26 protein-coding genes, 1 tRNA gene and 1 other RNA gene are annotated in these 24,450 nt (G+C 64.0%); 19 read left to right on the top strand and 9 right to left on the bottom strand.

The features are described 5' to 3' along the window. Window positions 1–87 precede the first annotated feature (87 nt). The 3 genes from CH285_RS16460 to CH285_RS16450 all read left to right on the top strand — a co-directional run bounded on the left by CH285_RS16460 (window position 88) and on the right by CH285_RS16450 (window position 1,165). The gene (locus CH285_RS16460) at window positions 88–510 is read left to right on the top strand and encodes a DUF3052 domain-containing protein (RefSeq protein ID WP_032390975.1); all 423 of its coding nucleotides are present in this window, start codon (window positions 88–90) and stop codon (window positions 508–510) included. A gap of 31 nt (window positions 511–541) precedes the next feature. Continuing rightward, the gene (locus tag CH285_RS16455; RefSeq protein ID WP_094644292.1) at window positions 542–1,003 is read left to right on the top strand and encodes a peroxiredoxin; all 462 of its coding nucleotides are present in this window, start codon (window positions 542–544) and stop codon (window positions 1,001–1,003) included. A gap of 87 nt (window positions 1,004–1,090) precedes the next feature. Continuing rightward, window positions 1,091–1,165: transfer RNA gene (locus CH285_RS16450), tRNA-Val, on the top strand. Here the strand turns inward: CH285_RS16450 and CH285_RS16445 are convergent. Further along, window positions 1,122–2,558 (bottom strand): LLM class flavin-dependent oxidoreductase, encoded by a 1,437-nt coding sequence (locus tag CH285_RS16445; protein WP_094644391.1) that lies wholly within the window; start codon window positions 2,556–2,558, stop codon window positions 1,122–1,124. The genes CH285_RS16450 and CH285_RS16445 overlap by 44 nt on opposite strands. Before the next feature lie 170 nt (window positions 2,559–2,728). Here CH285_RS16445 and CH285_RS16440 point away from each other — a divergent pair, with 170 nt between their 5' ends. The 4 genes from CH285_RS16440 to CH285_RS16425 all read left to right on the top strand — a co-directional run bounded on the left by CH285_RS16440 (window position 2,729) and on the right by CH285_RS16425 (window position 6,119). After that, a complete protein-coding gene (locus CH285_RS16440) occupies window positions 2,729–3,736 on the top strand; it encodes a methionine ABC transporter ATP-binding protein (RefSeq protein WP_094644291.1) in 1,008 nt (335 codons plus the stop codon). An 83-nt stretch (window positions 3,737–3,819) separates the two neighbouring features. After that, window positions 3,820–4,437: a methionine ABC transporter permease gene (locus CH285_RS16435; protein ID WP_080733341.1), complete on the top strand. Its 618-nt coding sequence runs from the start codon at window positions 3,820–3,822 to the stop codon at window positions 4,435–4,437. A gap of 26 nt (window positions 4,438–4,463) precedes the next feature. After that, window positions 4,464–5,351 carry a MetQ/NlpA family ABC transporter substrate-binding protein gene (locus CH285_RS16430; protein ID WP_032390981.1) on the top strand — a complete coding sequence of 296 codons (888 nt, stop codon included), beginning with the start codon at window positions 4,464–4,466 and terminating at the stop codon, window positions 5,349–5,351. A 96-nt stretch (window positions 5,352–5,447) separates the two neighbouring features. Continuing rightward, entirely contained in the window at window positions 5,448–6,119 is a 672-nt protein-coding gene (locus CH285_RS16425; RefSeq protein WP_032406733.1) for a nitroreductase, read from the top strand. Between the two features lie 12 nt (window positions 6,120–6,131). Here CH285_RS16425 and CH285_RS16420 read toward each other — a convergent pair whose 3' ends face one another. Beyond that, on the bottom strand, window positions 6,132–7,073 hold the full coding sequence (locus CH285_RS16420; protein ID WP_094644290.1) for an NAD(P)/FAD-dependent oxidoreductase: 942 nt from the start codon (window positions 7,071–7,073) through the stop codon (window positions 6,132–6,134). Window positions 7,074–7,186: 113 nt separating this feature from the next. Here CH285_RS16420 and CH285_RS16415 point away from each other — a divergent pair, with 113 nt between their 5' ends. Then, window positions 7,187–8,596: an amino acid permease gene (locus tag CH285_RS16415; RefSeq protein WP_032382782.1), complete on the top strand. Its 1,410-nt coding sequence runs from the start codon at window positions 7,187–7,189 to the stop codon at window positions 8,594–8,596. On the opposite strand, the gene CH285_RS16410 is transcribed toward CH285_RS16415, so the two are convergent. Both CH285_RS16410 and CH285_RS16405 read right to left on the bottom strand, forming a co-directional pair. Next, window positions 8,593–9,759, bottom strand: coding sequence for an iron-containing alcohol dehydrogenase (locus CH285_RS16410; protein WP_094644289.1), 1,167 nt, complete (start codon window positions 9,757–9,759; stop codon window positions 8,593–8,595). The two genes, CH285_RS16415 and CH285_RS16410, sit on opposite strands and share 4 nt — an antisense overlap. Window positions 9,760–9,841: 82 nt before the next feature. After that, window positions 9,842–11,371: a CoA-acylating methylmalonate-semialdehyde dehydrogenase gene (locus CH285_RS16405; protein WP_032384612.1), complete on the bottom strand. Its 1,530-nt coding sequence runs from the start codon at window positions 11,369–11,371 to the stop codon at window positions 9,842–9,844. A 76-nt stretch (window positions 11,372–11,447) separates the two neighbouring features. On the opposite strand from CH285_RS16405, the gene CH285_RS16400 reads away from it, so the two are divergent. The 3 genes from CH285_RS16400 (at window position 11,448) to CH285_RS16395 (ending at window position 13,692) form a co-directional block, all read left to right on the top strand. Next, on the top strand, window positions 11,448–12,350 hold the full coding sequence (locus CH285_RS16400; protein WP_032387860.1) for a LysR family transcriptional regulator: 903 nt from the start codon (window positions 11,448–11,450) through the stop codon (window positions 12,348–12,350). Between the two features lie 200 nt (window positions 12,351–12,550). Continuing rightward, a complete protein-coding gene (locus CH285_RS28435) occupies window positions 12,551–12,676 on the top strand; it encodes a hypothetical protein (protein ID WP_255032530.1) in 126 nt (41 codons plus the stop codon). A 47-nt stretch (window positions 12,677–12,723) separates the two neighbouring features. After that, a complete protein-coding gene (locus tag CH285_RS16395) occupies window positions 12,724–13,692 on the top strand; it encodes a cobalamin biosynthesis protein (RefSeq protein WP_032387859.1) in 969 nt (322 codons plus the stop codon). Here CH285_RS16395 and CH285_RS16390 read toward each other — a convergent pair. The 3 genes from CH285_RS16390 to CH285_RS16380 are packed head-to-tail and all read right to left on the bottom strand — an operon-like array spanning window position 13,633 to window position 15,731. Beyond that, window positions 13,633–14,550 carry an SURF1 family cytochrome oxidase biogenesis protein gene (locus CH285_RS16390; protein ID WP_027497430.1) on the bottom strand — a complete coding sequence of 306 codons (918 nt, stop codon included), beginning with the start codon at window positions 14,548–14,550 and terminating at the stop codon, window positions 13,633–13,635. The genes CH285_RS16395 and CH285_RS16390 overlap by 60 nt on opposite strands. Window positions 14,551–14,568: 18 nt before the next feature. Beyond that, window positions 14,569–15,042 carry a low molecular weight protein-tyrosine-phosphatase gene (locus CH285_RS16385; protein WP_032387858.1) on the bottom strand — a complete coding sequence of 158 codons (474 nt, stop codon included), beginning with the start codon at window positions 15,040–15,042 and terminating at the stop codon, window positions 14,569–14,571. Next, a complete protein-coding gene (locus CH285_RS16380) occupies window positions 15,039–15,731 on the bottom strand; it encodes an HAD-IA family hydrolase (RefSeq protein ID WP_094644288.1) in 693 nt (230 codons plus the stop codon). Before CH285_RS16380 ends, CH285_RS16385 begins: the two co-directional genes overlap by 4 nt. 42 nt (window positions 15,732–15,773) lie before the next feature. Between CH285_RS16380 and cobC the strand changes: the two genes are divergently transcribed. From cobC to CH285_RS16360, 4 genes are all read left to right on the top strand, one after another. Beyond that, complete coding sequence (gene cobC, locus CH285_RS16375) at window positions 15,774–16,811, top strand: Rv2231c family pyridoxal phosphate-dependent protein CobC (protein WP_094644287.1); 1,038 nt, start codon at window positions 15,774–15,776, stop codon at window positions 16,809–16,811. Window positions 16,812–16,825: 14 nt separating this feature from the next. Continuing rightward, on the top strand, window positions 16,826–17,947 hold the full coding sequence (locus tag CH285_RS16370) for a Nif3-like dinuclear metal center hexameric protein (protein ID WP_094644286.1): 1,122 nt from the start codon (window positions 16,826–16,828) through the stop codon (window positions 17,945–17,947). A gap of 106 nt (window positions 17,948–18,053) precedes the next feature. Continuing rightward, entirely contained in the window at window positions 18,054–18,791 is a 738-nt protein-coding gene (locus tag CH285_RS16365; RefSeq protein WP_094644285.1) for a zinc ribbon domain-containing protein, read from the top strand. Further along, window positions 18,788–19,900, top strand: coding sequence for a bifunctional RNase H/acid phosphatase (locus CH285_RS16360; RefSeq protein WP_255032529.1), 1,113 nt, complete (start codon window positions 18,788–18,790; stop codon window positions 19,898–19,900). Before CH285_RS16365 ends, CH285_RS16360 begins: the two co-directional genes overlap by 4 nt. 19 nt (window positions 19,901–19,919) lie before the next feature. Here CH285_RS16360 and CH285_RS16355 read toward each other — a convergent pair whose 3' ends face one another. Together CH285_RS16355 and CH285_RS16350 are read right to left on the bottom strand one after the other, a co-directional pair. Then, window positions 19,920–21,170: an SLC13 family permease gene (locus CH285_RS16355; RefSeq protein WP_094644283.1), complete on the bottom strand. Its 1,251-nt coding sequence runs from the start codon at window positions 21,168–21,170 to the stop codon at window positions 19,920–19,922. After that, window positions 21,167–21,691: a DUF1697 domain-containing protein gene (locus tag CH285_RS16350; protein WP_094644282.1), complete on the bottom strand. Its 525-nt coding sequence runs from the start codon at window positions 21,689–21,691 to the stop codon at window positions 21,167–21,169. Before CH285_RS16350 ends, CH285_RS16355 begins: the two co-directional genes overlap by 4 nt. A gap of 71 nt (window positions 21,692–21,762) precedes the next feature. On the opposite strand from CH285_RS16350, the gene CH285_RS16345 reads away from it, so the two are divergent. The 4 genes from CH285_RS16345 to CH285_RS16330 all read left to right on the top strand — a co-directional run bounded on the left by CH285_RS16345 (window position 21,763) and on the right by CH285_RS16330 (window position 24,448). Continuing rightward, the gene (locus CH285_RS16345; RefSeq protein WP_230591473.1) at window positions 21,763–22,341 is read left to right on the top strand and encodes a TetR/AcrR family transcriptional regulator; all 579 of its coding nucleotides are present in this window, start codon (window positions 21,763–21,765) and stop codon (window positions 22,339–22,341) included. Window positions 22,342–22,376: 35 nt separating this feature from the next. Continuing rightward, entirely contained in the window at window positions 22,377–23,741 is a 1,365-nt protein-coding gene (locus tag CH285_RS16340; protein ID WP_217900719.1) for an MFS transporter, read from the top strand. 25 nt (window positions 23,742–23,766) lie between these two features. Then, an RNA gene (gene rnpB, locus CH285_RS16335) (RNase P RNA component class A) lies at window positions 23,767–24,206 on the top strand. A gap of 59 nt (window positions 24,207–24,265) precedes the next feature. Further along, window positions 24,266–24,448 (top strand): hypothetical protein, encoded by a 183-nt coding sequence (locus CH285_RS16330; RefSeq protein WP_027497419.1) that lies wholly within the window; start codon window positions 24,266–24,268, stop codon window positions 24,446–24,448. Window positions 24,449–24,450 lie beyond the last annotated feature (2 nt).

Below are 24,450 nucleotides of genomic sequence, written 5' to 3'. Positions count from 1 at the left end.
CGCAATTTCGGCGCGGTCAGCTTGCGCGAACGGCTTCGACCCTGTTCGCTTTGTCTACTGCACCCACAATTCAAGGAGGTCACCACCGTGGTCGCCGCGGCGGACGCTCAGAACTACGCTCAGAAACTTGGCATCACTCGCGACATGGTCGTTCAAGAGCTGGGCTGGGACGAGGACACCGACGATGATCTGCGCGCCGACGTAGAAGATGCGATCGGTGGCGAGACCCTCGACGAGGATTCCGACGAGGTGATCGATGTCGTACTGCTGTGGTGGCGCGACGGAGACGGTGACCTGGTCGATGCACTCATGGATGCCATCGGTCCGCTCTCGGACGATGGAATCGTGTGGGTCCTCAGCCCCAAGACCGGCATGTCCGGTCATGTGGAGCCCAGCGAGATTGCCGAGTCCGCTCCGACAGCCGGATTGACGCAGACCTCTGCGGCCAATCTCGGCGACTGGATCGGAAGTCGATTGGTTCAGCCCAAGACCCCTACCACCAAGCGGTAGGCCCATGCTCGACACAGGAAGACGGTTCTAGATGCCGATCGAGGTTGGCGCTGTTGCGCCCGACTTCACCCTCAAAGACCAGAACAACCAATTGGTCACGTTGTCGTCGTATCGGGACGTGAAGAACGTTCTGCTCGTGTTCTATCCACTGGCCTTCACCGGAACGTGCCAGGGCGAGCTGTGCCGAGTGCGCGACGAGCTACCGACATTCGAGAACGACGACACCGCGATCCTGGCGATCTCGGTAGGTCCGCCTCCGACCCACAAGATCTGGGCAGCAGAGCAGGGTTACACCTTTCCGCTGCTGTCCGACTTCTGGCCACACGGTGAAGTGGCTCAGGCGTACGGCGTATTCAACGACAGCGCAGGATTCGCCAATCGTGGAACCTTCGTGGTCGACAAGTCCGGAATCATCAGATTCGCCGAAATGAACGGTCCCGGGGAAGCCCGAGACAGTTCATCGTGGGCTGAGGCACTCACACAGGTGAGCTGACCTGCGGAATTGTAGTTAGACAGCAGACACGATAAATTTCTCCAAGCGTTCCGGTGGCCCGGGGATGTCCCTAGGCCACCGGCACACGGGCGTATAGCTCAGCGGTAGAGCTCTGGTTTTACACACCAGCGGTCGGGGGTTCGAACCCCTCTGCGCCCACCATCACGGAAGATTCTCGGCTTCCCCGAACCTCCCGCACAATCTGCTGCGCCCGATGTTCCTCGGGCAGTCGGTCACCCTTACCGAAGAGCTTGTGACGCAATGTGCCCGGTGTGTATTGGGTGCGATAGACACCCCGCCGCTGCAATTCTGGAACGACGAACCGAACGACATCCTCGAACGTTCCCGGGGTGATGGCGTACGCAAGGTTGAATCCGTCGACGTCGGTCTCGTCCACCCACTCCTGCAATTGGTCTGCGACCTCGCCGGGGGAGCCGACGATGCGCGGACCGGCACCGCCGATTCCGCCCCACTCGGCGATATCGCGTACCGTCCATTCCTTGCCGTCGGCCCCGATCGACTGGAACGACGCAACGAACGACTGAATCGCGTTGCTCTCGAGATTGCCGAGCGGCTCGTCGAGCGCATACCGCGACAGGTCGACGCCCATCCAGCCCGACATGAACACCAAAGCACCCTCGGCACTGGCATACGACCGATACTCGTCGTGCTTGGCGTGGGCGAGCTCTGATGTCTCGTCGGTGACGATGGTAAGCAACTGGAAGATCCGTGCCGAGTACGGATCGCGGCCGGCATCGCGCAAGGCTCGACGAATATTCGAAACCGTTTGCGCCAGAATCTCCTTGGTGGGTGCGCCGACGAAGATCGCCTCGGCATTCTGCGCCGCGAACCGCACGCCGCGTGGTGACGCGCCGGCCTGGAAGATCACCGGCGTCCGCTGCGGCGACGGCTCGGCCAGATGGATACCCGGCACCGTGAAGTGCTTGCCGCGGTGGCCGATTCGATGCACCTTGGCGGGGTCGGTGAACACGCCGGTTTCGCGATCACGGACCACCGCGTCGTCGTCCCACGATGCCTCCCACAGCTTGTAGAGCACCTCGAGGTATTCGTCGGCGTGGTCGTAACGATCGTCGTGTTTCAGCTGATCGTCGTGTCCCATGTTCTGCGCCGCCGACGGCAGATACCCGGTGACGACGTTCCACCCGATGCGGCCGTTGGTCAGATGATCGAGCGTGGAGAGTCTGCGTGCGAACGGATACGGATGCTCGAAACCGGTTCCCGCGGTGATGCCGAAGCCCAGATGCTCGGTAACGGCGGCCTGCGCGCTGACGAGCAGGAGTGGATCCGACACCGGAATCTGCGCTCCATGCCGGATGGCTGCGTCGTGATTGCCGCCGTACACGTCGTAGGTGCCGAGGACGTCGGCCACGAACAGGCCATCGAACAGCCCGCGCTCCAACAGCTTCGCAAGATCGGTCCAATAACCAAGTTCCTTGTACCGCCACGACTGATCGAGCGGATGACGCCACAGACCGGGGGACTGATGCGCGACGCAATTCATGTCGAAGGCATTGAAACGAATCTCGCGTGACACGGGGGAACTCCTTCGGCAGGACGACCTGTCTTGGATATCGACAGCGATGCGACGCTACCGACGACCCAGGCCGGTGGGAACAGTTCGGATCGTGATGAGTCGATAGCTGGTCATCGAGCCACCGACACCTCAGTGTTGCGCCGTCACATCACTGAAAAGAGCGTCGGAGCATGATCGAAATAGCGCAGTTGACCAAGACCTACGGGACAGGGGAGAGCACAACCGTCGTACTCGACCGGCTGGATTTCTCGGTTCGGTCCGGCGAAATTCTCGCCGTGGTCGGCCCCAGCGGTGCCGGCAAGAGCACGCTGGCCCAGTGCATCAACCTGCTCACCCGGCCCACCTCGGGCTCGGTGATCGTCAACGGGGACGACCTGACGGCGTTGAATGCCAAACAACTTCGGGTTGCGCGGCGGCGCATCGGCACGGTGTTTCAGTCTTCGAGTCTTCTCTCGCGTCGAACCGTGGCGGAGAACGTCGCCTTGCCATTGGACTTCCTCGGGGCCACGAAAGCCGAGACGGCCAGGAGAGTGGGCGAGCTTCTCGACCGAGTGGGATTGTCCGACAAAGCTGTTCGATATCCGTTTCAACTCTCGGGCGGACAGCGGCAACGAGTGGGAATTGCGCGTGCGTTGGCGCTTCGACCGTCGGTGCTGCTCTCCGACGAGGCCACCTCCGGCTTGGATCCGCAGACCACCGAATCGGTGGTCGAGTTGCTGCGAGAACTGCGCCAGGACCTCGACCTAGCCATCGTGTTCATAACCCACGAAATGGATACCGTTCTGCGAGCCGCTGATTCGGTGGCCAGACTCGATCACGGACGCATCGTCGAATCGGGTCGGCTGGTCGACCTACTGACCGACCACACGTCGGCGCTCGGCAACGAGCTGCGCCCCAGGCGTGACGACGCACAGGCTGCAGCCGGCGACGTGCGCTGGTACGTCACCTACGACTCGCCCGACGTTCCGCAGGACTGGATCTCGCGGCTGGGCCAGGACCTGGGCGCACCGGTTGCGCTGTTGGGAGCCTCCGTTCAGGTAGTGGCCGGAGTGGCTGTCGGCAGCGCCTCGCTCGGCATCGGTGCCCACCTGAGTGGACGCGTCCCCGGTGCACTGAGAGCCCTGGGGTTGTCCGGATCTGCACAGACCACGCAGCCGATCTTCGAGGCTGCGTCGTGATCGCAATCGTGGCCGCAGGCAACAAGGTTCCGGTCGACGAGCTGCCTGCTCTGCTCCTGCCTGCGCTCGGCGACACACTGACCATGGTCGGCATCGTGATGTTCATCGTGGTGCTCGTCGGTGTGCCGCTCGGAGCGGTGCTGTTCAACCTCGGCCCCGGCGGACTGTTCGAAAACCCGGTGTTCCATGCGCCGATCAGCTGGATCGTCAGCATCGGGCGGTCGTTGCCGTTCCTGATCTTGATGGCTGCGTTGGTTCCGGTCACTCGTTGGATCACCGGAACCAACATCGGTATTGCAGCCGCGGTGGTACCGATGTCGTTGGCGGGCATCGCATTCTTCACCCGCATCGTCGAGAACTCTCTCCGCTCGGTCCCGACGTCGGTGGTCGACGTCGCCCGGGCGTCCGGCGGTTCCACGCTGCAGGTGACCACCACACAATTGTCCGAGGCCGTGCCGTCGATCATCGGAGGCCTGACCATCAACGTCATCGCCATGATCGAATACTCGGCCATCGCCGGCACCATCGGAGCGGGCGGAATCGGTTATGTCGCAGTCACATACGGATACCAAAGATTCGATCACACCGTCATGATCGCCACGATCGTCATCCTGATTCTCACTGTCGCCGTCGTGCAGCTCGTCGGCGATGCGCTCGTTCGCTTCACCACACCTCATCAGCGCGCATTGCGCACTGCTTGAACCACATTCGAAAGGTCTCATCCATCATGACAACGTCCACCGAAGCGCACGGCTTCGAGCTGAAGAACCGTCGGAAAGCGCCCTGGATCATCGGGGCCGTCGTGCTGCTGATCGCACTCGCCGTGGTTGTCCGCATCGCGTTCTTCGGCGACACGGCCTCGGCCAACGAAACCGAGGGCGCAACACTCGTCGTCGCCACTGCCGAAGGCAACGCATCCGAGCAGGCACTCGTCGAATTCGTCGCCGATCAGGTAGCTCCCAAGTACGGCATCACGGTTGCATTCCGCGGACTCGCCGACAGCAACACCATCAACCGCGCGGTGAGTGAGGGCGAGGTGGCCGCCACGGTGTACCAGCACAAGCTGTGGCTCGGACAGGTACTCGAATCCAACCCCGACTTCCAGGAAGAGGCCGCAACCCCGGTGTTCCGTTGGGGCTTCGGATTGTGGTCCGACAAGTACTCCGACCCAGCGCAACTGCCGGACGGCGCAACGGTCTCGCTCTACTCGGATCCCGCCAACGAAGCGCAGGGTCTGTGGGTACTCGAGCGAGCCGGTCTGATCACCCTCGACCCCGCGGTCGACAAGTCGACGGCCACGCAGAAGGACATCGTCGGAAACCCGAAGAACCTGAAGTTCACGTTGCTGGACTTCGCCGCGCAATCGCGGGCATTGCCGGATCTCGATGCAGCAGTGGGCTATACGGAGTACTACCTCGCGGCCGGAATTCCCGTCGAGAAGCAGATCTTCGCACCACCGGCACCGGACGAGTTCGCCGGCCAGCTCACGATCGGTAGCCGGTGGGCGGGCAGCGACAACATCAAGAACCTCGTCGCCGCGTTCAAGGATCCTGCGGTCCAGGAGTTCCTCGCCACCGACCCGCGGGTGAAAGACATCCTCCTGCCACTTCAGTAACGGCCTCGCGCCCGACGGTCCGACAGCGGACCGTCGGGCGCAGCGGTGGTGCTACGTTCGATCCGCACCCGACAGCGATGACACGAGGCGGACGACGTGACCCGGTACGAAGCATTGACCGAACTCCTCGACGAGCGGTACTCATGCCGGCAGTTCCTGCCGAAGCAGGTATCACGGGACGTGCTCGAACAGTTGTTGGCGGCCGCCCAGCGCACTCCATCGTGGTCGAACACCCAGTCGTGGCAGATCATCGTCACCGAAGGTGATGCCACCCGGAAGTTCTCCGACGCCTTGGTGAAACATGTGGTATCCGGTGTGCCGCAACCGGACTTTCCGTTTCCGGCCAATTACAACGCCCTGCACCGCGCTCGGCGACGCGAATGTGGTGGAGCACTGTACGAGAGCATCGGTGTGGTCAAGTCCGACACCGAGGCGACGACGCGCCAGTTCATTCGCAATTTCGAGCTGTTCGACGCCCCACACGCGGCAATCATCACCACCGATGCGGACCTGGGTGTCTACGGTGCCGTCGACTGCGGGCTGTATCTGCAGACGTTCCTGCTGGGCGCGCAGAGTCTCGGGCTCGGCGCGATAGCTCAGGCCGCGCTCGCCGCGTACTCGCCGTTCGTCCACGAATGGTTCGATATCCCGGATACCCGCAGGGTGGTAGCCGGCATCTCGTTCGGCTACCCCGACGAGAGCCACCCGATCAACGGATTCCGCACCAGCCGTGCACCGTTGAGTGAGACGGTGACCTTCATCAGCTGAGGTGTGACGGCGTCAGCTCTGGAGCCGACCAACCAGTTCCGTACCCAGATCCGTGCCCGATCGCCATGCGCTTTCCACCCTGGGCGCGCCGGATTCACACCATTGATCGCCTGCGAATCCGACGAACCGTCCGCTGCGCTCGTCGAGCGCGAAGGTCGAATCATGTTGCGCCGCAGGCTTTGCGAACGTCCAGCGATGGGCATGCGTCCAGTTGGGTGCCGTGGAGATTACCGACAGTTCGCGTAGCGCGTCGAGGACCGGGGTGATCACTGCGTCGGGATCGGCGAGGTGTTGCTGTGCCCGCTCGGGGGTCGTGTGAACCACCAGCACGGGCGCACCGTCACCCCGCCGGGCACCGTCGTCGACGACGAACGCGATATCGGGATGGTCGTTGACGAAGGCCGCGTCGCGGAACGGCACATCCAACCCGTCGAATCCACATGCCACCGCGATGACCGGTTCGTACTCGACCGCATCGGGAACTGTCGTGATGCGCGCGGCTTGCGGATCGGGCATCGCAACCACGACGTGGCCCTCGGGTAGGTCGGTCAACTCGGAGGAGCCCTCGATATCGAAGTCTCCCAGCAAGTCTCGCACCAGAGAACGAAGCCCGTGTGGTGTCGCCCAACGGACCGGCCCGGTGGTGGTGCACGGTTCGGTGTCGGGCTTGAGGATGCCGAAGGTGTTTGCCCACTGGCGCGCCAAGCCCCTCGACTCCCAGTCGGCTACCACCGTCGAGAAATCCTGATCCCGGACGGTGAAGTAGCCGGCACCCAGATCGACGCGTCGACCGTGCAACTCGGGGGAGGACATCCGCCCGCCGGGAGCACGTCCTCTGTCGACGATACGAAACGGCACGGCTGCGTCGTGGAGAACCCGGGCGCATGCCGCGCCGGCAATTCCGGCACCGACGATGGTGATCGAGTCCGTGGTGCGCCCAGCATCGACAGTCATGTCGTCAGTATGCCCGGCAGGGGCCGTGCGTAAGCCCGCCATTTGTACTACTGATTGTCTGGACAATTCGGTCACCTGCTGCGGAGGGCCCGACCTTGTGCTGAACTGTTGAAATGGCAATTACGGATAAGCCAGATACCGGAGAGCACGGACTGGGAACCAGTCTCAAACCGCGACACGTGACGATGATCTCGATAGCCGGAGTGATCGGTGCCGGATTGTTCGTCGGCTCCGCCAACGCCATCGCCACCGCAGGACCTGCGGTGTTGTTGGCCTACTTCTTCGCCGGACTCCTCGTCATCCTGGTAATGCGCATGCTCGGGGAAATGGCCACCGCCAACCCCGACACCGGTTCGTTCTCGACGTATGCGACCCGGGCACTGGGACATTGGGCCGGCTTCTCCGTCGGTTGGCTGTACTGGTGGTTCTGGGTATTGGTGATCCCCGTCGAGGCGACCGCCGCTGCCGCCATCCTCACCAACTGGCTGGGCGGTGCCCAATGGATGTGGGCCCTGATCATCGTCGTTGCGCTCACCGCGACCAACCTGATCAGCGTCGGCAATTACGGCGAGTTCGAGTTCTGGTTCGCGTTGGTGAAGGTCGTGGCCATCGTCGCGTTCATCGGTCTCGGCATCGCGGCCATCCTGGGCTGGCTGCCGAACTCCGAAGTCAGTGGCGTGGACCAACTGTGGGCCTCCGGCGGCTTCATGCCGCTCGGCTTCGGCGCGGTGATCGCAGCCATGCTGACTACGATGTTCTCGTTCATGGGATCCGAGATCGTCACCATCGCTGCAGCCGAATCCAAGGACCCCGCAAAGGGGATCACCCGCGCCACCAACTCGGTGATCTGGCGTATCTCGATCTTCTACTTCGGATCGATCTTCGTCATCGTCGCACTCGTTCCCTGGAACGAATTGGACCCGGCAACCGGCTCCTACCAGTATGTGCTGTCCAAGATGGGAATTCCCCACGCGGAGACCATCATGGACATCGTCATTCTGACCGCCGTCGCGTCGTGCTTGAATTCGGCGCTCTACACCGCCTCCCGCATGCTCTACTCGCTCGGTGATCGTGGCGATGCGCCGCGCGCAGTCAAGAAGATCACCGCCAACGGGGTGCCGTGGGTTGCCGTCATTGCCTCGATGGTTCTCGGCTTCCTTGCCGTGGTCGGAAACTACATTCTTCCCGAGAAGCTCTTCACCTACCTGCTCGCGACGACCGGTGCCGTGGCTCTGTTCGTCTACCTGGCCATCGCCAGCAGTCAACTGGTGCTGCGTCGCCAACTCGATCGCGACGGCGAACGCCCGGCCGTTCTGATGTGGCTCTACCCGTGGCTCACCTATTTGGCCATCGGATTCATCGTCTTCGTCCTCGTCATGATGGTCGTGCGACCCGAGCAGCGATCGTCCATCCTGCTCTCGGCCGTGCTGGCGGCAGTGACGGTGATCGGCGGAATCATCGTTCAACGCCGAAACACGCGGCGCGACAAGGTTGCCGCCCGCGTGTCCGGTGACTCGGCCTAGATCCCGGCATACACCTGGCGGTACAGATCGACGATCTGCTCCGCCGTCGGAACGACCGGATTGTTACCGGGGCTGCCGGACGCGAGAGCCTGCTCGGCCATCAGCGGCAACATGTCGTCCCACGTCGACTTGTCGATGCCGAACGTCTGCGGAGTGGGAACTTCGACCTCACGGCACAGCGTGACGATGGCGTCCTGCAACTTGCCTCCGGCAACCGCGTCCGAATCGGCTTCCGATGCCGCACCGAGGGCGCGGGCGCAGTCGGCGTAGCGGGACTGGGCTCCGCCGATGGAGAAGGCTGTGACGGCAGGCAAGAGCATCGCATTGGACAGTCCGTGTGCGACATGGAAATGCGCGCCGATCGGTCGACTCATCCCGTGGACCAGACAGACGCTGGCGTTGGAGAACGCCATTCCCGCCTGGGTGGACGCATGCATCATGGCCTCGCGTGCCTGCCGGTCTTCTCCGTCTCGATACGCCCGAAGCAGCGACGTTCCGATGGTGCGAATAGCGCTGAGCGCCAAACCGTCGGAGATGGGGTTGGCCTTCTTACTGACGTATGCCTCGATGGCGTGTGTCAGAGCGTCGACGCCGGTATCGGCAGTCAGACGTGCCGGCATCGACATCGTCAGCTCGAAGTCGATGATCGATGCGATCGGCAGAAAGGACAAGCCGGGGCACAGCATCTTCTCATCCGAGGCCACGTCGGTGATGATAGTGAACTGCGTTGCCTCCGAACCACTTCCCGCCGTTGTTGGAATTGCGATGATCGGAAGCGCCGGACCGGTGGAGAGCACCGGAGCCTTGAAGTCCCGCATCGTCCCGCCCTGCACCGCGAGGATGGCCAGCGCTTTGGCTGTGTCCATCGGACTGCCGCCGCCGAACCCGATGATGGAATCGGCCGAATGCTGCTGCACCGCTTCGAGACCGGCGATCAGCGAATCCGTCGTCGGATCGGGCACGGTGCCCGAGAACAGAGCAGGCGACTTACCGGCCTCGGTCATGATCGTCATCAGTCGATCGGCCGAGCCGTTGCCCGCCATGAACGCATCGGTGACGAGTAGGGGACGAGATACGGCCAGGTCGGTCAGTACCGTACCCAGCTCCTCGACGGCACCGCCGCCGAGTTTGAGAAAACGTGGAAAAGAGATATTGGCAACCATGGAGTGCTCCTTCGCGGTATCTCCATGTGCGTGGAACTTCGTAGTGGTCTACGAGTTTCCACGCACATGGGCTTTGTAGAACTCAGTTGTTTGCAGGAAAGCCGAGATCGATACCGCCGTGGCTGGGATCGAGCCAGCGACTGGTGACGGCTTTACCCCGCGTGAAGAAGTGCACTCCTTCGGTGCCGTGAGCGTGGCTGTCGCCGAACAAACTGCTCTTCCAGCCGCCGAAACTGTAGTACGCCATGGGAACGGGAATCGGCACATTGACACCGACCATGCCGACCTCCACCTCGTTCTGGAACCGCCGTGCCGCCCCGCCGTCGTTGGTGAAGATCGCCGTGCCGTTGCCGTACGGATTGTCGTTGATCAGTGTGAGGGCTTCGTCGTAGGTGTCGACACGGACGACCGAGAGCACAGGACCGAAGATCTCGTCGGTGTAGATGCTCATGTCCGGTGTCACATGGTCGATGAGCGTGGGGCCGAGCCAGAATCCGTCCGCAGCCCCGTCGGGTTGGACGGTGCGGCCGTCGACGACGATCGTGGCGCCGGACGCCTCGCCTGCGTCGACATAGGACGCAACCTTGTCGCGGTGTACCCGGGTGACGAGCGGGCCCATGTCGGCGCCGCGGGTGCCGTCGCCGGTGACCAGTGGTGTGGTGCGTTCGGCGATCTTGGCGACGAGCTCGTCGGCGATCTTCCCGACGGCCACGAGAGCGGAGATGGCCATGCATCGCTCACCCGCCGAGCCGAAGCCGGCGTTGACCATGGCGTCCGCGGCCAGGTCGAGATCTGCATCGGGGAGGACGACGGCATGGTTCTTGGCACCGCCGAGGGCCTGAACACGCTTGCCGTTGGCGGTGCCTGTCGAGTAGACGTACTGGGCGATGGGCGTCGATCCGACGAAGGAGATCGACTTGATCTTCTTGTTCTCGAGCAGTTCGTCGACGGCCTCCTTGTCTCCCTGCAGCACGTTGAACACGCCGTCGGGCAGGCCTGCCTCGGCCCAGAGCCGCGCGAGCCAGATGCTGGCACTCGGGTCCTTCTCCGACGGCTTGAGCACGACGGTGTTACCGGCGGCGATGGCGATGGGGAAGAACCACATCGGCACCATGGCAGGGAAATTGAAGGGGGAGATGATGGCCACCGGCCCGAGCGGCTGACGAATGGAATAGACGTCCACTCCGGTGGACGCATTCTCGGTGTAGCTGCCCTTCAGTAGATGGGCTATGCCACAGGCGAATTCGACCACTTCCTGGCCGCGAGAAATCTCGCCGAGGGCGTCCGAGAGCACCTTGCCGTGCTCGGCCGTGATGATCTCGGCCAGCTCGTTCTTCTTCGCGTTGAGCAGTTCTCGGAAGGAGAAGAGGATCGAGGTGCGCTTGGCCAGGGAGGTGTCGCGCCACGCGGGAAAGGCAGCTGCGGCGGCGTCGATGACGGCGCGGGCATCGCTCCGATCGGCGAGCGTGAGCGTGCCGGTGACCTCCCCGGTGGCGGGGTTGGTGACCGGTGACGTCCGATCGGAAGATCCGGAAAAAGTCTTACCATCGAGCCAGTGTGAGATGACGTCGGTCAACGTTCGTTCCTTCCATCGGTGTGTCTCGAGTCTCATTCGAATAGATGCACATGTCAAAGGCCAAAATCGCAGATTGCCGTGCATAAATGCACAGGGGGGATAGGCTGGGCGAGTGTTCAACCCAGACCACCTCCGCTATTTCCTCGAAGTGTCGAGAACGGGACGTCTGACCGATGCGTCGCGAACGCTCGGCGTGGACCACACCACGGTCGGTCGACGCATCACGGCCCTCGAGAAGTCCGCAGGGCAACGACTTTTCGACCGAACCCCGACGGGGTGGCGATTGACCGAGGCGGGGCGCAGGTTGGTCGGGTACGCCGAAACCGTGGAGTCCACGCTGATCGCTGCCTTCGAGGATCAGACATCCGATACCGGATCGCTGCGAGGGACAGTGCGCATCGCGGCCCCGGACGGGTTCGGTGCCTTCGTTCTCACGCCGAAGCTGGGTGCGCTTCGTGACAAGCACCCCGATCTGGATATCGAACTCGTCACCGCCACCGAGCACAACTCGTTGGCCACCAGGGAATTCGACATTGCCATCACGTTGGAACGGCCGTCGCCCAGGTTGGTGGTGGCCCGGCAATTGGCGACCTACACCCTGGCGCTCTATGCCGCCGAGCGATACCTGGCTGCGCAGCCGACGATCGACTCGGTCGACGGTTTGCGTGGGCACACCCTGATCTCCTACGTGGATGCGCTGCTCGACGTTGCGCCGCTGCGCATCCTGGATTCGATTCTGCCCGACGGTCGGGCGCAGATTCAGACCAACAACATCACCGGCCAGTGGATCGCGGCGCGGTCCGGGGTGGGAATTGCGCCGTTGCCCAGCTACATCGGCGAACCGGACGACACGTTGATTCCGGTGTTGCCGGGCCTCGTCTCGGTCGAACGCACCTACTGGACGGTAATTCCGCGGGAGCTGACGGGGTTGGCGCGGGTGAAGGTGGTGGACGACTTCATCGGATCGGTCGTGGCCGAGGAGCCGCACATGCATGCGGTGCCCGGCGGTCGATAGTCGCGGTCACTAAATGCACGAGATCGTCGGTGGCCGTTGAATTTTGGACGTTCGATGTGTCCGGCGTCTCGTGACGACAGACACACGTGACGCCGACCTCAAAGCAGTGGGAATCGCCCTACCGGCGGGTAACAATCTGTTACGGAACACGTCGGCCACGGCACCGCCGCGGCAGGCCCACAACGATTCTTGGGGGAATCATGACCATGTTCGTAGTAGCAGCAATCGGTTTCGTCGGTATGGCCATCGCCTTGCTCAACGACGGAAGCGACATCGACTTCAGGAGCCGTCAGCTCTCCGGCGCGTACAACCGGCGCTGGGCCTGACCCGTACCGATTCCGCACACCGGATGGCCGGTGGATAGATTCGTGCGATGTGGACACACCCCCGAGCGATCGGATTGCTGGTCGGTTACGGCCTGGATCGAGTGTTCACAGACCCACAGCGCTGGCATCCGGTAGCAGGATTCGGAACGGCTGCCCTTCGCGTCGAGGCTCGGCTCTACCGCGACAACAGGATTGCGGGTGTCATCCATACCGCCGTACTGGTCGGAGGCGTCACCGCACTCGGAATCGCGTCCACGCGAGCAGTGTCGCGTCTCGGCCCAGCGGCCGAGGCCGCTCTGGTGGCTACCGCGACGTGGGCCGCGCTGGGCGGAACATCGCTGTCGGTAGTAGGTCGCTCGATGGCCGATCACCTCGACCGAGACGACCTGCCCGGCGCACGCGCATTGCTCCCGTCTCTGTGCGGACGTGACCCGGCATTCCTCGACTCCGACGGGCTGGCACGCGCGGCACTCGAATCCATCGCCGAGAACACATCCGACGCAACAGTCGGTGTCGTGGTGTGGGGAGCCCTGGCCGGCGTACCGGGGATCCTGGCATACCGAGCCAGCAACACACTCGATGCAATGGTGGGATACCGGTCTCCGAAATACCTACGGTTCGGATGGGCCGCCGCACGCCTCGACGACGCACTGAACCTGTTGCCGGCACGAGTCACGGGTGCGGCGACCGTTCTCGCGGCACCGCTGGTGCAGGGTTCTGCGACGCACGCGCTACGGGTGTGGCGACGCGACGCGTCCCGTCATCCCAGCCCCAATGCGGGGGTGCCGGAAGCCGCGTCGGCGGGTGCGCTCGGACTCCAGCTCGGTGGGCGCACTCAATACCGGCACGGCGTGGAGATCAGGCCGACACTCGGCGACGGGCGAGCGCCCACGGCCCGGGACCTTCGGCGAGCAGTCGTGCTGTCGACACGGGTGCAAGAGTTCGCGACGGCCGCGTCAGCGGTTCTTGCCGTATCGATCGGCCAAGCGAGGGTCCGTCGGCGTTCTCGCCTGTGATGCAGCGCGGGCTCTGGCCCGCTTCTCGCGTCGGGTGGGAAGAGTGAATTCTTCTTCGTCGTCCGGCGCGGAATCGTCGTCGGACGTGGGGTCGGACTGATCGGACATCGCGTCGGCCATCTCGGTTCGAGACATGCGTCGCTCCCGCAGCTCGGCGCGGACGAAATACGCAAGACCCAACGGTGCCATGATGCCGAACGCCAGCCACTGCAGCCCGTAGGACAGATAGGGGCCCGCGTCGGTCTGCGGGAGCTCGATGAGGCCGAGGCCACCGGGTTGACCGTCGTCGAGCTGCAGGTACCCGTCGATCGCGTCGACGCCGACCGCTGCGCCGATCTGCTCCGGGTTGATGTTGTACACCTGCAGGCGGCCGTCCTCCTGGATCGGCTCACGTGATGTTCCTTCGGCCTGACGAACGCGGGCATCGAGAGTGACCGGGCCGGTCGGGGCTGCTGCGAACTCGGGCGGTCGCGTTCCCTCCACCGGGAGCACGTATCCGCGGTTGACGAGAACAGTAGGGCCACCGTCGATGACGAACGGAGTGATGACCTCGTACGCGGGCTGCTCACGAATGCTGCGCAGCCGCACCAGGGCGTCGGAATTCTCCACGTAGCTGCCCTGCGCGATCACCCGCCGCCATTCGTCGTCGGCCGCGAATCCGTTCCCGGTGAGAACGTCGGTGATCGGCACCGGATCTGCCCCGACCGATCGGGTGATCAAGTCGTTGCGCGCAGAAGTCGAGGTGTTCTTGCCCAGCTGCCACGGAGCGAGCACGCTGAAGCACAAGAAGGCGAACGCCAGCGCGACGGCGGCCAGCACCAACCACTTCGGACGTAGCAAGAACCGTAACTTCTCCACCCCACCACGGTAGCCGGGTCAGGCGGCCAGCCGAGACCGCGCCCAATCGATCAAGCCGGGCACGGCATCCTCGATCTGTTCTCGCACCTCGGTGAACGCAGAATCCGACGAGTAGTAGGGATCTGCGACCGACGCATCGTCGGCGTCGGGATCGAACGAACGCAGCAGCTGCACCCGATCGGCCGGTGCACCCAACTGCAGTAGAGATCGAGCGTGGCCGGTGTCGAGAGCAACGATCAGATCGGCAGCGAGGTGGTCCGGTCCGACCTGGTTCGCTTCGTGCTCGCTCTCGTAGCCGTGCGCATCGAGTTCTGCGACCGTTCGGGGGTCTGCGCCGTCGCCGACATGCCACCCGTCGATTCCCGCGCTCGATACGCGGACTGCATCACTCAGGCCCGCCTCGCTCAGGTGCGCGGCGAACACCTTCTCGGCCATCGGTGATCGACAGATGTTTCCGGTGCACACGAACGTCACGTGCAGTGGCTCGCTCATCGTGACGCCTGCGTGTTCTGCTCGAGCACGGCAACCAGTTCGTCCATGTCCGACGCGGTGAACGCGGCGTCGTCGCTCTCGCCGTCGATGCCGTAGCCCCATTCCACGTAGACCGCCGGAATTCCGAACCGAGCCGCGCCGTGCACATCGTGATCGCGGTCGCCGATCATGATCACCCCTGCGGTGCCGCCGTCCGAGGATTCCACGGGATCGATGCCGAGATTGGTCAGCGAGTGCGCGATGACGTCGGACTTCGCTCGCCGCGACCCGTCGTTGCTGGCACCGCCGATGAAGTCGAAGTACCGGGACAAGCCGAAGTGGTCGAGAATCCGGACGGCGAAGCGCTCCGACTTGGACGTCGCCACGCCCAGCCGAACACCGCGATCCTGCAATCGCGTCAGCACTGTCTCGATGCCGTCGAAGGCGGTGTTCTCGGCCCAACCCCGCTCGTCGTAGCGGTCGAAATAGGCGGCGAGCGCGCGCTGAGCTGCCTCCTCGTCCAGGCCCATCGAGCGCAGCGTGTCGATCAGCGGTGGACCGACGACGAGAGAGAGTTGCTGTTCGGTCGGTTCGGGAGCGCCGACCGAGGCCAGCGCGTGGCGAAATCCTGCGTGAATTCCCGGTGCGGAATCGGTCAACGTTCCGTCGAGATCGAACAGGACAACGGATGCGGGCAGAGCGGCAGACATGGCTTGAGCCTATCGGTGCACGTGACGGCTAGGCTCGTCGCGATGTCCGATACAGCGCCCGGCCCCGATGCACTTCTCCGTCATCATGGGGATCTCGAGGTCGGCTCAGGCCTCGTCGACTTCGCCGTCAACGTGCGCGGTAACGGTCCGCCGCCGTGGCTTCGTGATCGGCTCGCTGCAGAACTGGACTCGCTCGGTTCGTATCCATCGGGGGCAGCCGAGCGGGCGGCTCGGGAGCAGGTCGCCGCACACCACGGACGCTCGCCGGACGAGGTACTGCTGCTCGGTGGCGGAGCCGAAGGATTCGCGATGCTGCCACGGCTCGAGCCGGCCCTCGTGGCAACCGTGCACCCGTCGTTCACCGAGCCCGATTGGGTGCTCGAGCAGGCCGGCATCCCTGTCCATCGGGTAGTACTCCCGCCGCCTTTTCTGCTCGATCCGGGTCTGGTGCCCGAGGCCGCCGACATGGTGATCGTCGGCAATCCCACCAATCCGACGTCGGTGCTGCATCCCCGCGAGGAAGTGCTCGGTCTGCGTAGGCCCGGCCGCATCGTCGTGGTCGACGAAGCATTCGCCGACGCAGTGACGGGGGCAGGAGAATCGGTCTCCTCGGACAGCGTCGCGGACGTGCTGGTACTCCGAAGCCTGACCAAGACGTGGGCATTGGCGGGGTTGCGGTGCGGCTACGCTCTGGCCCATCCCGACGTACTCGAACGAATGCAGCGGGGCCGTGCGCACTGGCCCCTGGGCACTCTGCAACTCGAAGCAATCCGTGCCTGTACCGAGCCGTTCGCGGTCGAGCAGGCCCGAGCCGAAGCGCTGCGTATCGACGCCGAACGTGACGCCATGATCGCGAGACTGACCGCACTCGGTCTCGACATTGCCGGGCCGGCGCGAGCGCCGTTTCTTCTGGCGCGGGTCGACGGCGCCGACGGGATCCGAGAACGTTTGCGCACGAAGGGAATTGCGGTTCGGCGCGGCGACACGTTTCCCGGACTCGATCGCAACTACCTACGCGTCGCCATACGGGACTCGGCACACGTCGACATACTGGTGCATGCGTTGAACACCGTTCTGTGAGGAGAGCAATCGACATGGCAGTGACTCTGGCGAACGTCATCGAGGTTCTCGACAAGGCATACCCGCCTCGATTGGCTGAGAGCTGGGACTCGGTGGGATTGGTATGCGGAGATCCGGAATCCGAAGTGCGACAGGTGCTCCACGCCGTCGACGTCACCCCGGCCGTCGTGGACGAGGCCATTTCCTGGGGCGCCGACCTCATCGTCGCCCATCACCCTCTGCTGCTCAAAGGAGTCGATTCGGTTGCGGCCGACACCGCCAAAGGCTCGGTGATCCACCGCCTTATCAAGGCCGACTGCGCGCTGTTCACCGCCCATACCAACGCCGACTCGGCCGATCCCGGTGTCTCCGACGCACTCGCGTCGGCCCTCGGTGTGATCGACACCAGGCCACTCGATCCCATTCCTGCTCCGGCGCACGACAAATGGGTCGTATTCGTGCCGTCCGCCGACACTGCGGCGGTGCGCCAAGCGCTGTTCGACGCCGGAGCCGGTGAGATCGGCGACTACAGCGAAGCGAGCTGGCACACCGAGGGGCTGGGCCAATTTCGGCCGCAGCCCGGTGCTCATCCGACGCTCGGCGTCGTCGGCGAAGTCCACACCGTGACCGAGGACCGAATCGAGGTGGTTGCATCCCGGGCAGACCGCGCGCGGATGCAGTCCGCGCTCAGGCGTGCGCATCCGTACGAGGAGCCCGCGTTCGATGTCTTCGAGTCCGCGGCCCTACCGTCGTGCACCGGTCTGGGGCGGATCGGACGGTTGCCTGATCCGATGACCCTCGCCGAGTTCACCGATGTCGTCCGAGCCGCTCTGCCGGCCACCAGCTGGGGAGTGCGAGCTGCAGGCGATCCGGACGCCACGGTGTCGATCGTCGCCCTGTGCGGGGGAGCAGGGGACTCGTTCCTCGCAACCGTCGCGCGGACCGACGCCGACGTCTATGTCACGTCCGATCTGAGGCATCATCCCGTCGACGAGCACCTGAGGGCGGGTGGACCCGCGGTGATCGACACGGCCCACTGGGCCTCGGAGTTCCCGTGGTGTGCTCAGGCGAGGGGCATCGTGGACGCCGAATTCGGCGATACGGACGGCTGGAGCAGCAGGGTCAGCGATGTCCGTACCGACCCGTGGACGTTGTGACCGACGAACCCCGCGACCGGGGGAGTGGACGGATCCGGCTCGGTACGTTCTGCGCAGCCGGTAGGGTAATCGGAATCAACTTCCATAGTCGCAGGAGTCATCAAGCGTGAACGTCGATCCCAAAGTCCAGGCCTCGCTACTCGAATTGGCCGGTGTGGATACCGAACTCTCGCAGATCGCCCATCGCCGAAAGACCCTCCCCGAGCAGCAGGAGGTCGACAAACTCGAGGCCGAGCGCATCACCCGCAAGGATGCTGCCGTCACGGTGCAGATCTCGATGGACGACCTCGATCGCGACATCCGCAAGCTCGAGGGCGAAGTCGATGCCGTTCGCCAGCGCGAGGCGCGCGACAAGAAGATGCTCGAGAGCGGCACGGTTGCGCCCAAGCAGATGACCGAGCTGCAGCACGAGCTCGGCAGTCTCGAACGGCGGCAGAGCATCCTCGAGGAAGAACTGCTCGAAGTCATGGAACAGCGCGAGGCCAGCGAGCGCGACTACGAACACGCCGGGGCGCAGCTGACACAGATCGAGGACGAAATGGTCGACGCCGGTCGTCGCCGCGACGACGCTGTCGCAGACCTGGACGTCGCCGAGAAGCGGAGCGCCGAGCGTCGCGGGGCATTGATCTCGGGTATGCCGGCCGATCTGCTGGCTCTGTACGAGAAGCAGCGCGCACTGACCGGTCGAGGCGCAGCGTTGCTGCAGGCCCGCCGATGCGGCGCATGCCGAATCGAGCTCGATCGCAACGAAATTGCGAGCATTGCCAACAAGCCTGCCGATGCTCTGGTTCGTTGCTCGGAATGCAACGCAATCCTGGTGCGCACCAAGGAGTCCGGAATTTGAGTGCCGCGCAACGGGTCGTCGTCGAAGCCGACGGCGGCTCCCGCGGCAACCCGGGTCCCGCCGGATACGGAGCCGTGGTGTTCTCGGCAGATCGCAGCGAGGTGTTGGCCGAACGCCGGGAGGCGCTGGGAATCGCAACGAACAACGTGGCCGAGTACAGGGGCCTCATCGCTGCGTTGACGGCGGCCGCGGACGTGGGTGCCCGTGAGGTCGACGTTCGGATGGACTCCAAACTCGTCGTCGAACAGATGTCGGGACGCTGGAAGGTCAAGCATCCCGACATGATTCCGCTCAATCGCCGAGCGGCGGAGCTTGCTCGCACGTTCGATCGCGTCACCTTCCAGTGGATTCCGCGGGAGCAGAACTCACACGCCGACGGTCTGGCGAACGAGGCGATGGACGCCGCGGCCAAGGGGATCGACCTCCCTGATCTGCCCGATTCCGAACCGGCCGCGAAGCAACCCGCGGCGGCCCCCGGGTGGACCGGTGCAGTGGGCGACCCCACCCGAATGTTGTTGTTGCGCCACGGCCAGACCGCGCTGTCGGTCGACCGGCGATACTCGGGTCGCGGAAATCCGGAACTGACCGAGCTGGGGGTTCGACAGGCCACCGCTGCAGCGGCACGGCTCGGCGGACACGACGACATCGCAGCGATCGTCTCGTCCCCCCTCGGCCGCGCCCGACAGACCGCCGACGCCGCGGCAGGTGCACTCGGACTCGACGTGACCACCGTCGACGATCTGACCGAAACGGACTTCGGCGACTGGGAAGGTCTGACCTTCGCAGAGGCGAAAGACCGCTATCCCGAACAACATCGGGCCTGGCTGGGCGATACCTCGGTGGGCCCGCCCAACGGTGAGAGTTTCGACGCAGTGCGCACTCGAATCGAATCGGCCCGTGATCGATTGATCGACGAGTACGCGGGCAAGACGATCGTCGTCGTGACACACGTGACGCCGATCAAGACACTGCTGCAACTGGCACTGGACGTCGGACCGTCACTGCTCTACCGAATGCACCTGGACCTCGCGTCGCTGAGCATCGCGGAGTTCTACCCCGACGGCGGGGCATCGGTGAAATTGGTCAACGACACGTCTCACCTGACCTGATCCTGCGGAGGTGCGGGTCTCAGATCTGCAGCGCCAGCCACAGGCCCGCCACTGCTCCGACGATGGTCAACGGGGTCGTGATGACACCGAGCACGGTGAATGTGCGCAGGTCTGCCGGCTCGTCGTTGGCCGACGCGACGCGTCGCCACAGCATGATCGCCAGTGAACCGACGTAGGTGAGGTTGGGGCCGAGGTTGACCCCGATCACCATGGCCAGCAACAACGCCGGGGGAGCGTCCGCGCCGAAGGCCGCCAGGAGCAGCAACGTTGCGGGCAGGTTGTTGACGATGTTCGACGCCACCGCCGCAATGGCAGCTGCGGCCAACAGGGACGCGAAGGTGGTGTCGGACGGCAGGATTCGCGCCAGCCAGTCGCCGATCGGGCCCGTCGTCACGCCGAGCACGACGATGCCGAGAAGGAAGACGAAGCCACAGAAGGGCAGATCGGCACCGCGCAGGATCGCGCGAGGTGTGGTGTGGCGAGCTCGAAGCGCCGGGATTGCCAGTGCCACGGAGCCCACGGCAGCCACCCAGAACGGTTCGGTATCGAACAGTCCTGCCACGGCGAAGCCGATCAATGTCGCGCCGAGGATGACGAGGGTGCTTCGCGGTGCTGGGACGTCGTCAGTGCTGTGTTCGGTCGCGGAGTCCGTCGGTGTCGCTGTGCGGGTCAGATCCTTGCGGAAGAAGATCAGGAACACCGCCAGTTCGATGGCGACCGCGAAAATCCACGGCAGTGCCATCAGCGCGGTGAAGTGCAGGAAGGTCAGGCCCGTCGCGGCGAAGGCCAGCAGGTTGGTCAGATTCGACACCGGCAGCAAGGTCGACGCCGAATTGGACAGGTGCGCAGTGGCGTAACTGTGTGGACGCGGCGACATCCCCAGGATCCGAGCGGCACCGATGATGGACGGTGTCAGCAGAACAACGGTCGCGTCGAGGCTCAGTACGGCTGTGGTGGCCGCGGCAGCGGCAAACACGAGGGTCAGCAGTCTGCGGGGGCTGCCCTTGGATCCGCGGCGTAGCTTCGCCGCGATCCAGGTGAACACACCGAGGGCATCCGACAGATGCGCCAGGATCAGGATGAACGCCAGAAAGACGACGGTGGGTGCGAGTTCGAGTACCTGCTCACGGGCGGCGTCGAGGCTGACGAGGCCGACGAGAAGAACAACTGCGGCCGCTGGAAGTGCAGCAACGATCTCGGGAAGACCGCGCGGGCGAACGATGGCGAAGACGAGAACGGCGGCGACCAATGCCGCAGCGAGAACGGTCACTCGAGAATCTTCACGAGAGTGCGGACGTTCCGCGTGGTGGTCGTGGCCTTGTACTTCGCCTTCGCCGTGGCTTTTCCGAACCTACTGTCGGTGGTGTTGCCCTTGCGCACCTCCCAGTAGAGCACGCTGTTCCCCTCGGCAATCCTCTCGAGATCGGGTTCGAGTTCCACTGCAAGAGCGGACAATTCGGTCAAATGGCTATCGTCGTTACCGAACACCACATAAGGATGCCAGCCCTCCCGTTCGGCGTCGAACGGGTAGGACTCCACTATCGCCCTCAGTGTCGGGACGTCGAGTACGACAACCCAGGCTCGGTAGCCGAACGCCTCGGCGAGCGTGCTCTCCACCTGTGCTTTCAGGGCGGCGGCCGCCAGCGGCGACTGCAGCAGTACGTTGCCGGTCGCCAGAATCGTGCGGACATTCGTGAAGCCGGCCGAGGCCAGAGCTGCGCGGAGGTCGACCATCTTGATGTTGATGCCGCCGACGTTGATGCCGCGCAGCAGCACAACCCATTCACTCATGGAAGGAACTGTAGTGAAGCGCACGAGAACAACCATTGAAGTCAGTAGTTAGTAACCAGTAACTTAGCAGCATGGCGCAGAGAGGACGGATGACAGGCCCGGAACGACGGCAGCAAATACTGCGGATAGCGGCAGACGAATTTGCATCGTCCGGACTGCACGGCGGTTCGACCGACAGGATCGCCCGCGAAGCAGGGATCACCCAGGCCTACATCTTTCGAATATTCGGAACCAAGAAGGCACTCTTCTCCGAGCTGGTGGTCGCGTCGTTCGACCGTGTGGCGGATGGGATGCGCGAGGCGGCAGGTACTGCCACCGGTCAGCAAGCCTTGGCCTCGATGGGGGAGTGCTATTACGCCATGCTCGAGGATCGAACCTCACTCCTGCTGCAGCTGCAGGGGATCGCCGCGTGTGGCGACGAAGAGGTGCGCGACGCCGTTCGAGAGGCGTTCGGCCGGATGTGGAACACCGTCGTAGAGGTCACCGGTCTCGACGCCGTGACCGTCAAAGCGTTTCTGGCGTTCGGCATGCTGCTCAACAGTGGCGCGGCCTTGCAGATTCATGACGTCGACCAACCCTGGGCGAACGGAGTGGGTACTCGTATCCACGCCGGATTGTTCGACCACATCACGAGCGAGACGAACCGTTGATCTCCGGCTCCGAGCACGACGAATCACGAATGTTCGTGCCTTCTCTGTTGTTCGTCGGAGTCGTCGTCGCCGCTGTCGGTAGCCTCGGTGCCCCGCTGATCACCAGCGTCGCAACAACTTTCGCCGTCTCCCTCTCCAGTGCACAATGGACGTTGACGTTGGCTTTGTTGACCGGTGCCGTCATGACACCGGTTCTGGGCCGCCTCGGATCGGGTCCGCATCGACGGGCAGCAATCCTCGGGACACTGGGCGTCGTCTCGGCCGGAGGCATTCTGACCGCACTGCCGCTGTCCTTCTCCTGGCTGCTCCTCGGCCGCGGAGCCCAGGGAGTGGGACTGGCCCTGACTTCGATGCTGATGGGTGTGGTGCGAGATCATCTGTCCGACAAACGGTCCGGATCGACCATCGCTTTGTTGTCGGTCGCGTCTACTGCGGGTGTCGGTGTGGGGTATCCCTTGTCGGGGTTTCTGGCCGAGCACGGCGGTCTCCGGCTCGCATACGGATTCGGTGCTGCGATGACGGTCATGGCGTTTGCCGTTGCTCTGCGAGTTGTTCCTGCCTCGACGCGCACGCGCGCGACCCGGATCGACGTTCCGGGTGCGGTGCTGCTGGCGCTCCCTCTCACCCTGGTGTTCGTTCTCATCAGTGAGACCCCGCTGTGGACGAGCCGCCCTTGGACGGCGGGGGTGCTGGCTGCAATCGCGGTCGTCGCTGCGGGCATATGGGTACGCGTCGAACTGAAAAGCTCGGCACCACTCGTCGATCTTCGGTTGTTTCGTCACAGGGCTGTGGTCGGAGCGAACGGCGCAATGTTGCTCGGCGGCATCGGAATGTATCTGCTGCTCACCCTCGCTACGCGCTACGCGCAGACGCCTTCCGGTGCCGGATACGGTTTCGGCCTCGACGTGTTCGCGGCGGGCCTCGTCCTGGTTCCGTTCTCGGTGTTCGGATTTCTCGCCGGCAAGCTGGTCCCCAGAGCGCTGCGTCGGGTGGGGGCAGCCAGCGCGCTGACGGTCAGCGCACTGATCGTTCTGGTGGCTCTCGCCTTGTTCGCCGGTACCCGCGCCGGCATCGTTGAACTCTGTGCGGTGATGGCGATTCTGGGTTTCGGAGTCGGAAGCTTTTCGGCCGCGCTGCCGGCCGTCGTGCTGCCGGTGGTGCCCTCCGCGGAGACCTCGAGCGTCATGAGTATCAACCAGGTGGTGCGCAGTGTCGGATTCTCTTTCGGAAGCGCGATCGGTGGTCTGGTACTCGCCGCCGGAACGAGTCCGGGCTCCACCTTCCCCGGACAGGATGCCTACACGTCCGCCGCCTGGGTGGGGGTGGTCGTCACCGCTGCCGCGGCCATCGTGAGTGCCTCTGTTCTTCATGGCCGGGCAATCGCCGGGCATCCGACGTGAGGCGGGTAGAGTACGCAATCGCGAACGAGTTGGCTGGACGGCTGCGGCTCGAAGTACCGACGGACAGGTTCCGTTCCGCTTCGGGCCGAGGAAAGTCCGGACTCCACAGAGCAGGGCGGTTGTTAACGGCAACCCGAGGTGACTCGCGGGACAGTGCCACAGAAAACAGACCGCCTGCGGTTCGGTTCTTCGGAATCGAAACGCAGGTCAGGGTGAAACGGTGCGGTAAGAGCGCACCAGCATCCCAGGTGACTGGGGTGGCTAGGTAAACCCCGCCCGGAGCAAGGTCGAAGGCTGCACCGCGCAAGGGGTGCAGCTGCGCAGGTGCTCGAGGGCTGCTCGCCCGAGCCTGCGGGTGGACTGCTCGAGGTACCCGGCAACGGTGTGCCCAGATGGATGGTCGTCTATTCGATCTCGCGAGAGCGGGTCGATGCACAGGATCCGGCTTACAGGCCGACTCGTTCGCACTCCAATTTCTCGCGCGGTACACCTGCGGCGTGGCTGTATGGGGCACACTGGAAGTCATGACCGACGACGACAGCTCCTGGTACTACGACATCAGCACCAAGCAGGTTGTGCAGGGCAAGGAGACCAATGCCCTCGACCGCATGGGTCCGTATCCGGACAAGGCCACCGCAGAGCAGGCGCTGAAGATCGCAGCCGCCCGCAACAAGGCCGCCGACTCCGACGACGACTGGAACAACTGACG

This window comes from Rhodococcus sp. 05-2256-B1 (assembly GCF_002258465.1).
Classification (GTDB): Bacteria; Actinomycetota; Actinomycetes; order Mycobacteriales; family Mycobacteriaceae; genus Rhodococcoides; species Rhodococcoides fascians.
Note: the sequence above shows the minus strand (reverse complement) of the source record. Positions and strands in the feature narration are given on the sequence as shown.

What these genes read in the sequence shown, in the direction of transcription:
- CH285_RS16395 (WP_032387859.1), top strand. Translation starts at nt 12,724, where the DNA reads ATGTGGACACACCCCCGAGCGATCGGATTGCTGGTCGGTTACGGCCTG.
- CH285_RS16330 (WP_027497419.1), top strand. Translation starts at nt 24,266, where the DNA reads ATGACCGACGACGACAGCTCCTGGTACTACGACATCAGCACCAAGCAG.
- CH285_RS16405 (WP_032384612.1), bottom strand. Translation starts at nt 11,371, where the DNA reads ATGAGACTCGAGACACACCGATGGAAGGAACGAACGTTGACCGACGTC.
- CH285_RS16415 (WP_032382782.1), top strand. Translation starts at nt 7,187, where the DNA reads ATGGCAATTACGGATAAGCCAGATACCGGAGAGCACGGACTGGGAACC.
- CH285_RS16440 (WP_094644291.1), top strand. Translation starts at nt 2,729, where the DNA reads ATGATCGAAATAGCGCAGTTGACCAAGACCTACGGGACAGGGGAGAGC.
- CH285_RS16435 (WP_080733341.1), top strand. Translation starts at nt 3,820, where the DNA reads ATGGTCGGCATCGTGATGTTCATCGTGGTGCTCGTCGGTGTGCCGCTC.
- cobC (WP_094644287.1), top strand. Translation starts at nt 15,774, where the DNA reads ATGTCCGATACAGCGCCCGGCCCCGATGCACTTCTCCGTCATCATGGG.
- CH285_RS16380 (WP_094644288.1), bottom strand. Translation starts at nt 15,731, where the DNA reads ATGTCTGCCGCTCTGCCCGCATCCGTTGTCCTGTTCGATCTCGACGGA.
- CH285_RS16350 (WP_094644282.1), bottom strand. Translation starts at nt 21,691, where the DNA reads ATGAGTGAATGGGTTGTGCTGCTGCGCGGCATCAACGTCGGCGGCATC.
- CH285_RS16370 (WP_094644286.1), top strand. Translation starts at nt 16,826, where the DNA reads ATGGCAGTGACTCTGGCGAACGTCATCGAGGTTCTCGACAAGGCATAC.
- CH285_RS16385 (WP_032387858.1), bottom strand. Translation starts at nt 15,042, where the DNA reads ATGAGCGAGCCACTGCACGTGACGTTCGTGTGCACCGGAAACATCTGT.
- CH285_RS16410 (WP_094644289.1), bottom strand. Translation starts at nt 9,759, where the DNA reads ATGGTTGCCAATATCTCTTTTCCACGTTTTCTCAAACTCGGCGGCGGT.
- CH285_RS16420 (WP_094644290.1), bottom strand. Translation starts at nt 7,073, where the DNA reads ATGACTGTCGATGCTGGGCGCACCACGGACTCGATCACCATCGTCGGT.
- CH285_RS16430 (WP_032390981.1), top strand. Translation starts at nt 4,464, where the DNA reads ATGACAACGTCCACCGAAGCGCACGGCTTCGAGCTGAAGAACCGTCGG.
- CH285_RS16455 (WP_094644292.1), top strand. Translation starts at nt 542, where the DNA reads ATGCCGATCGAGGTTGGCGCTGTTGCGCCCGACTTCACCCTCAAAGAC.
- CH285_RS28435 (WP_255032530.1), top strand. Translation starts at nt 12,551, where the DNA reads ATGACCATGTTCGTAGTAGCAGCAATCGGTTTCGTCGGTATGGCCATC.
- CH285_RS16345 (WP_230591473.1), top strand. Translation starts at nt 21,763, where the DNA reads ATGGCGCAGAGAGGACGGATGACAGGCCCGGAACGACGGCAGCAAATA.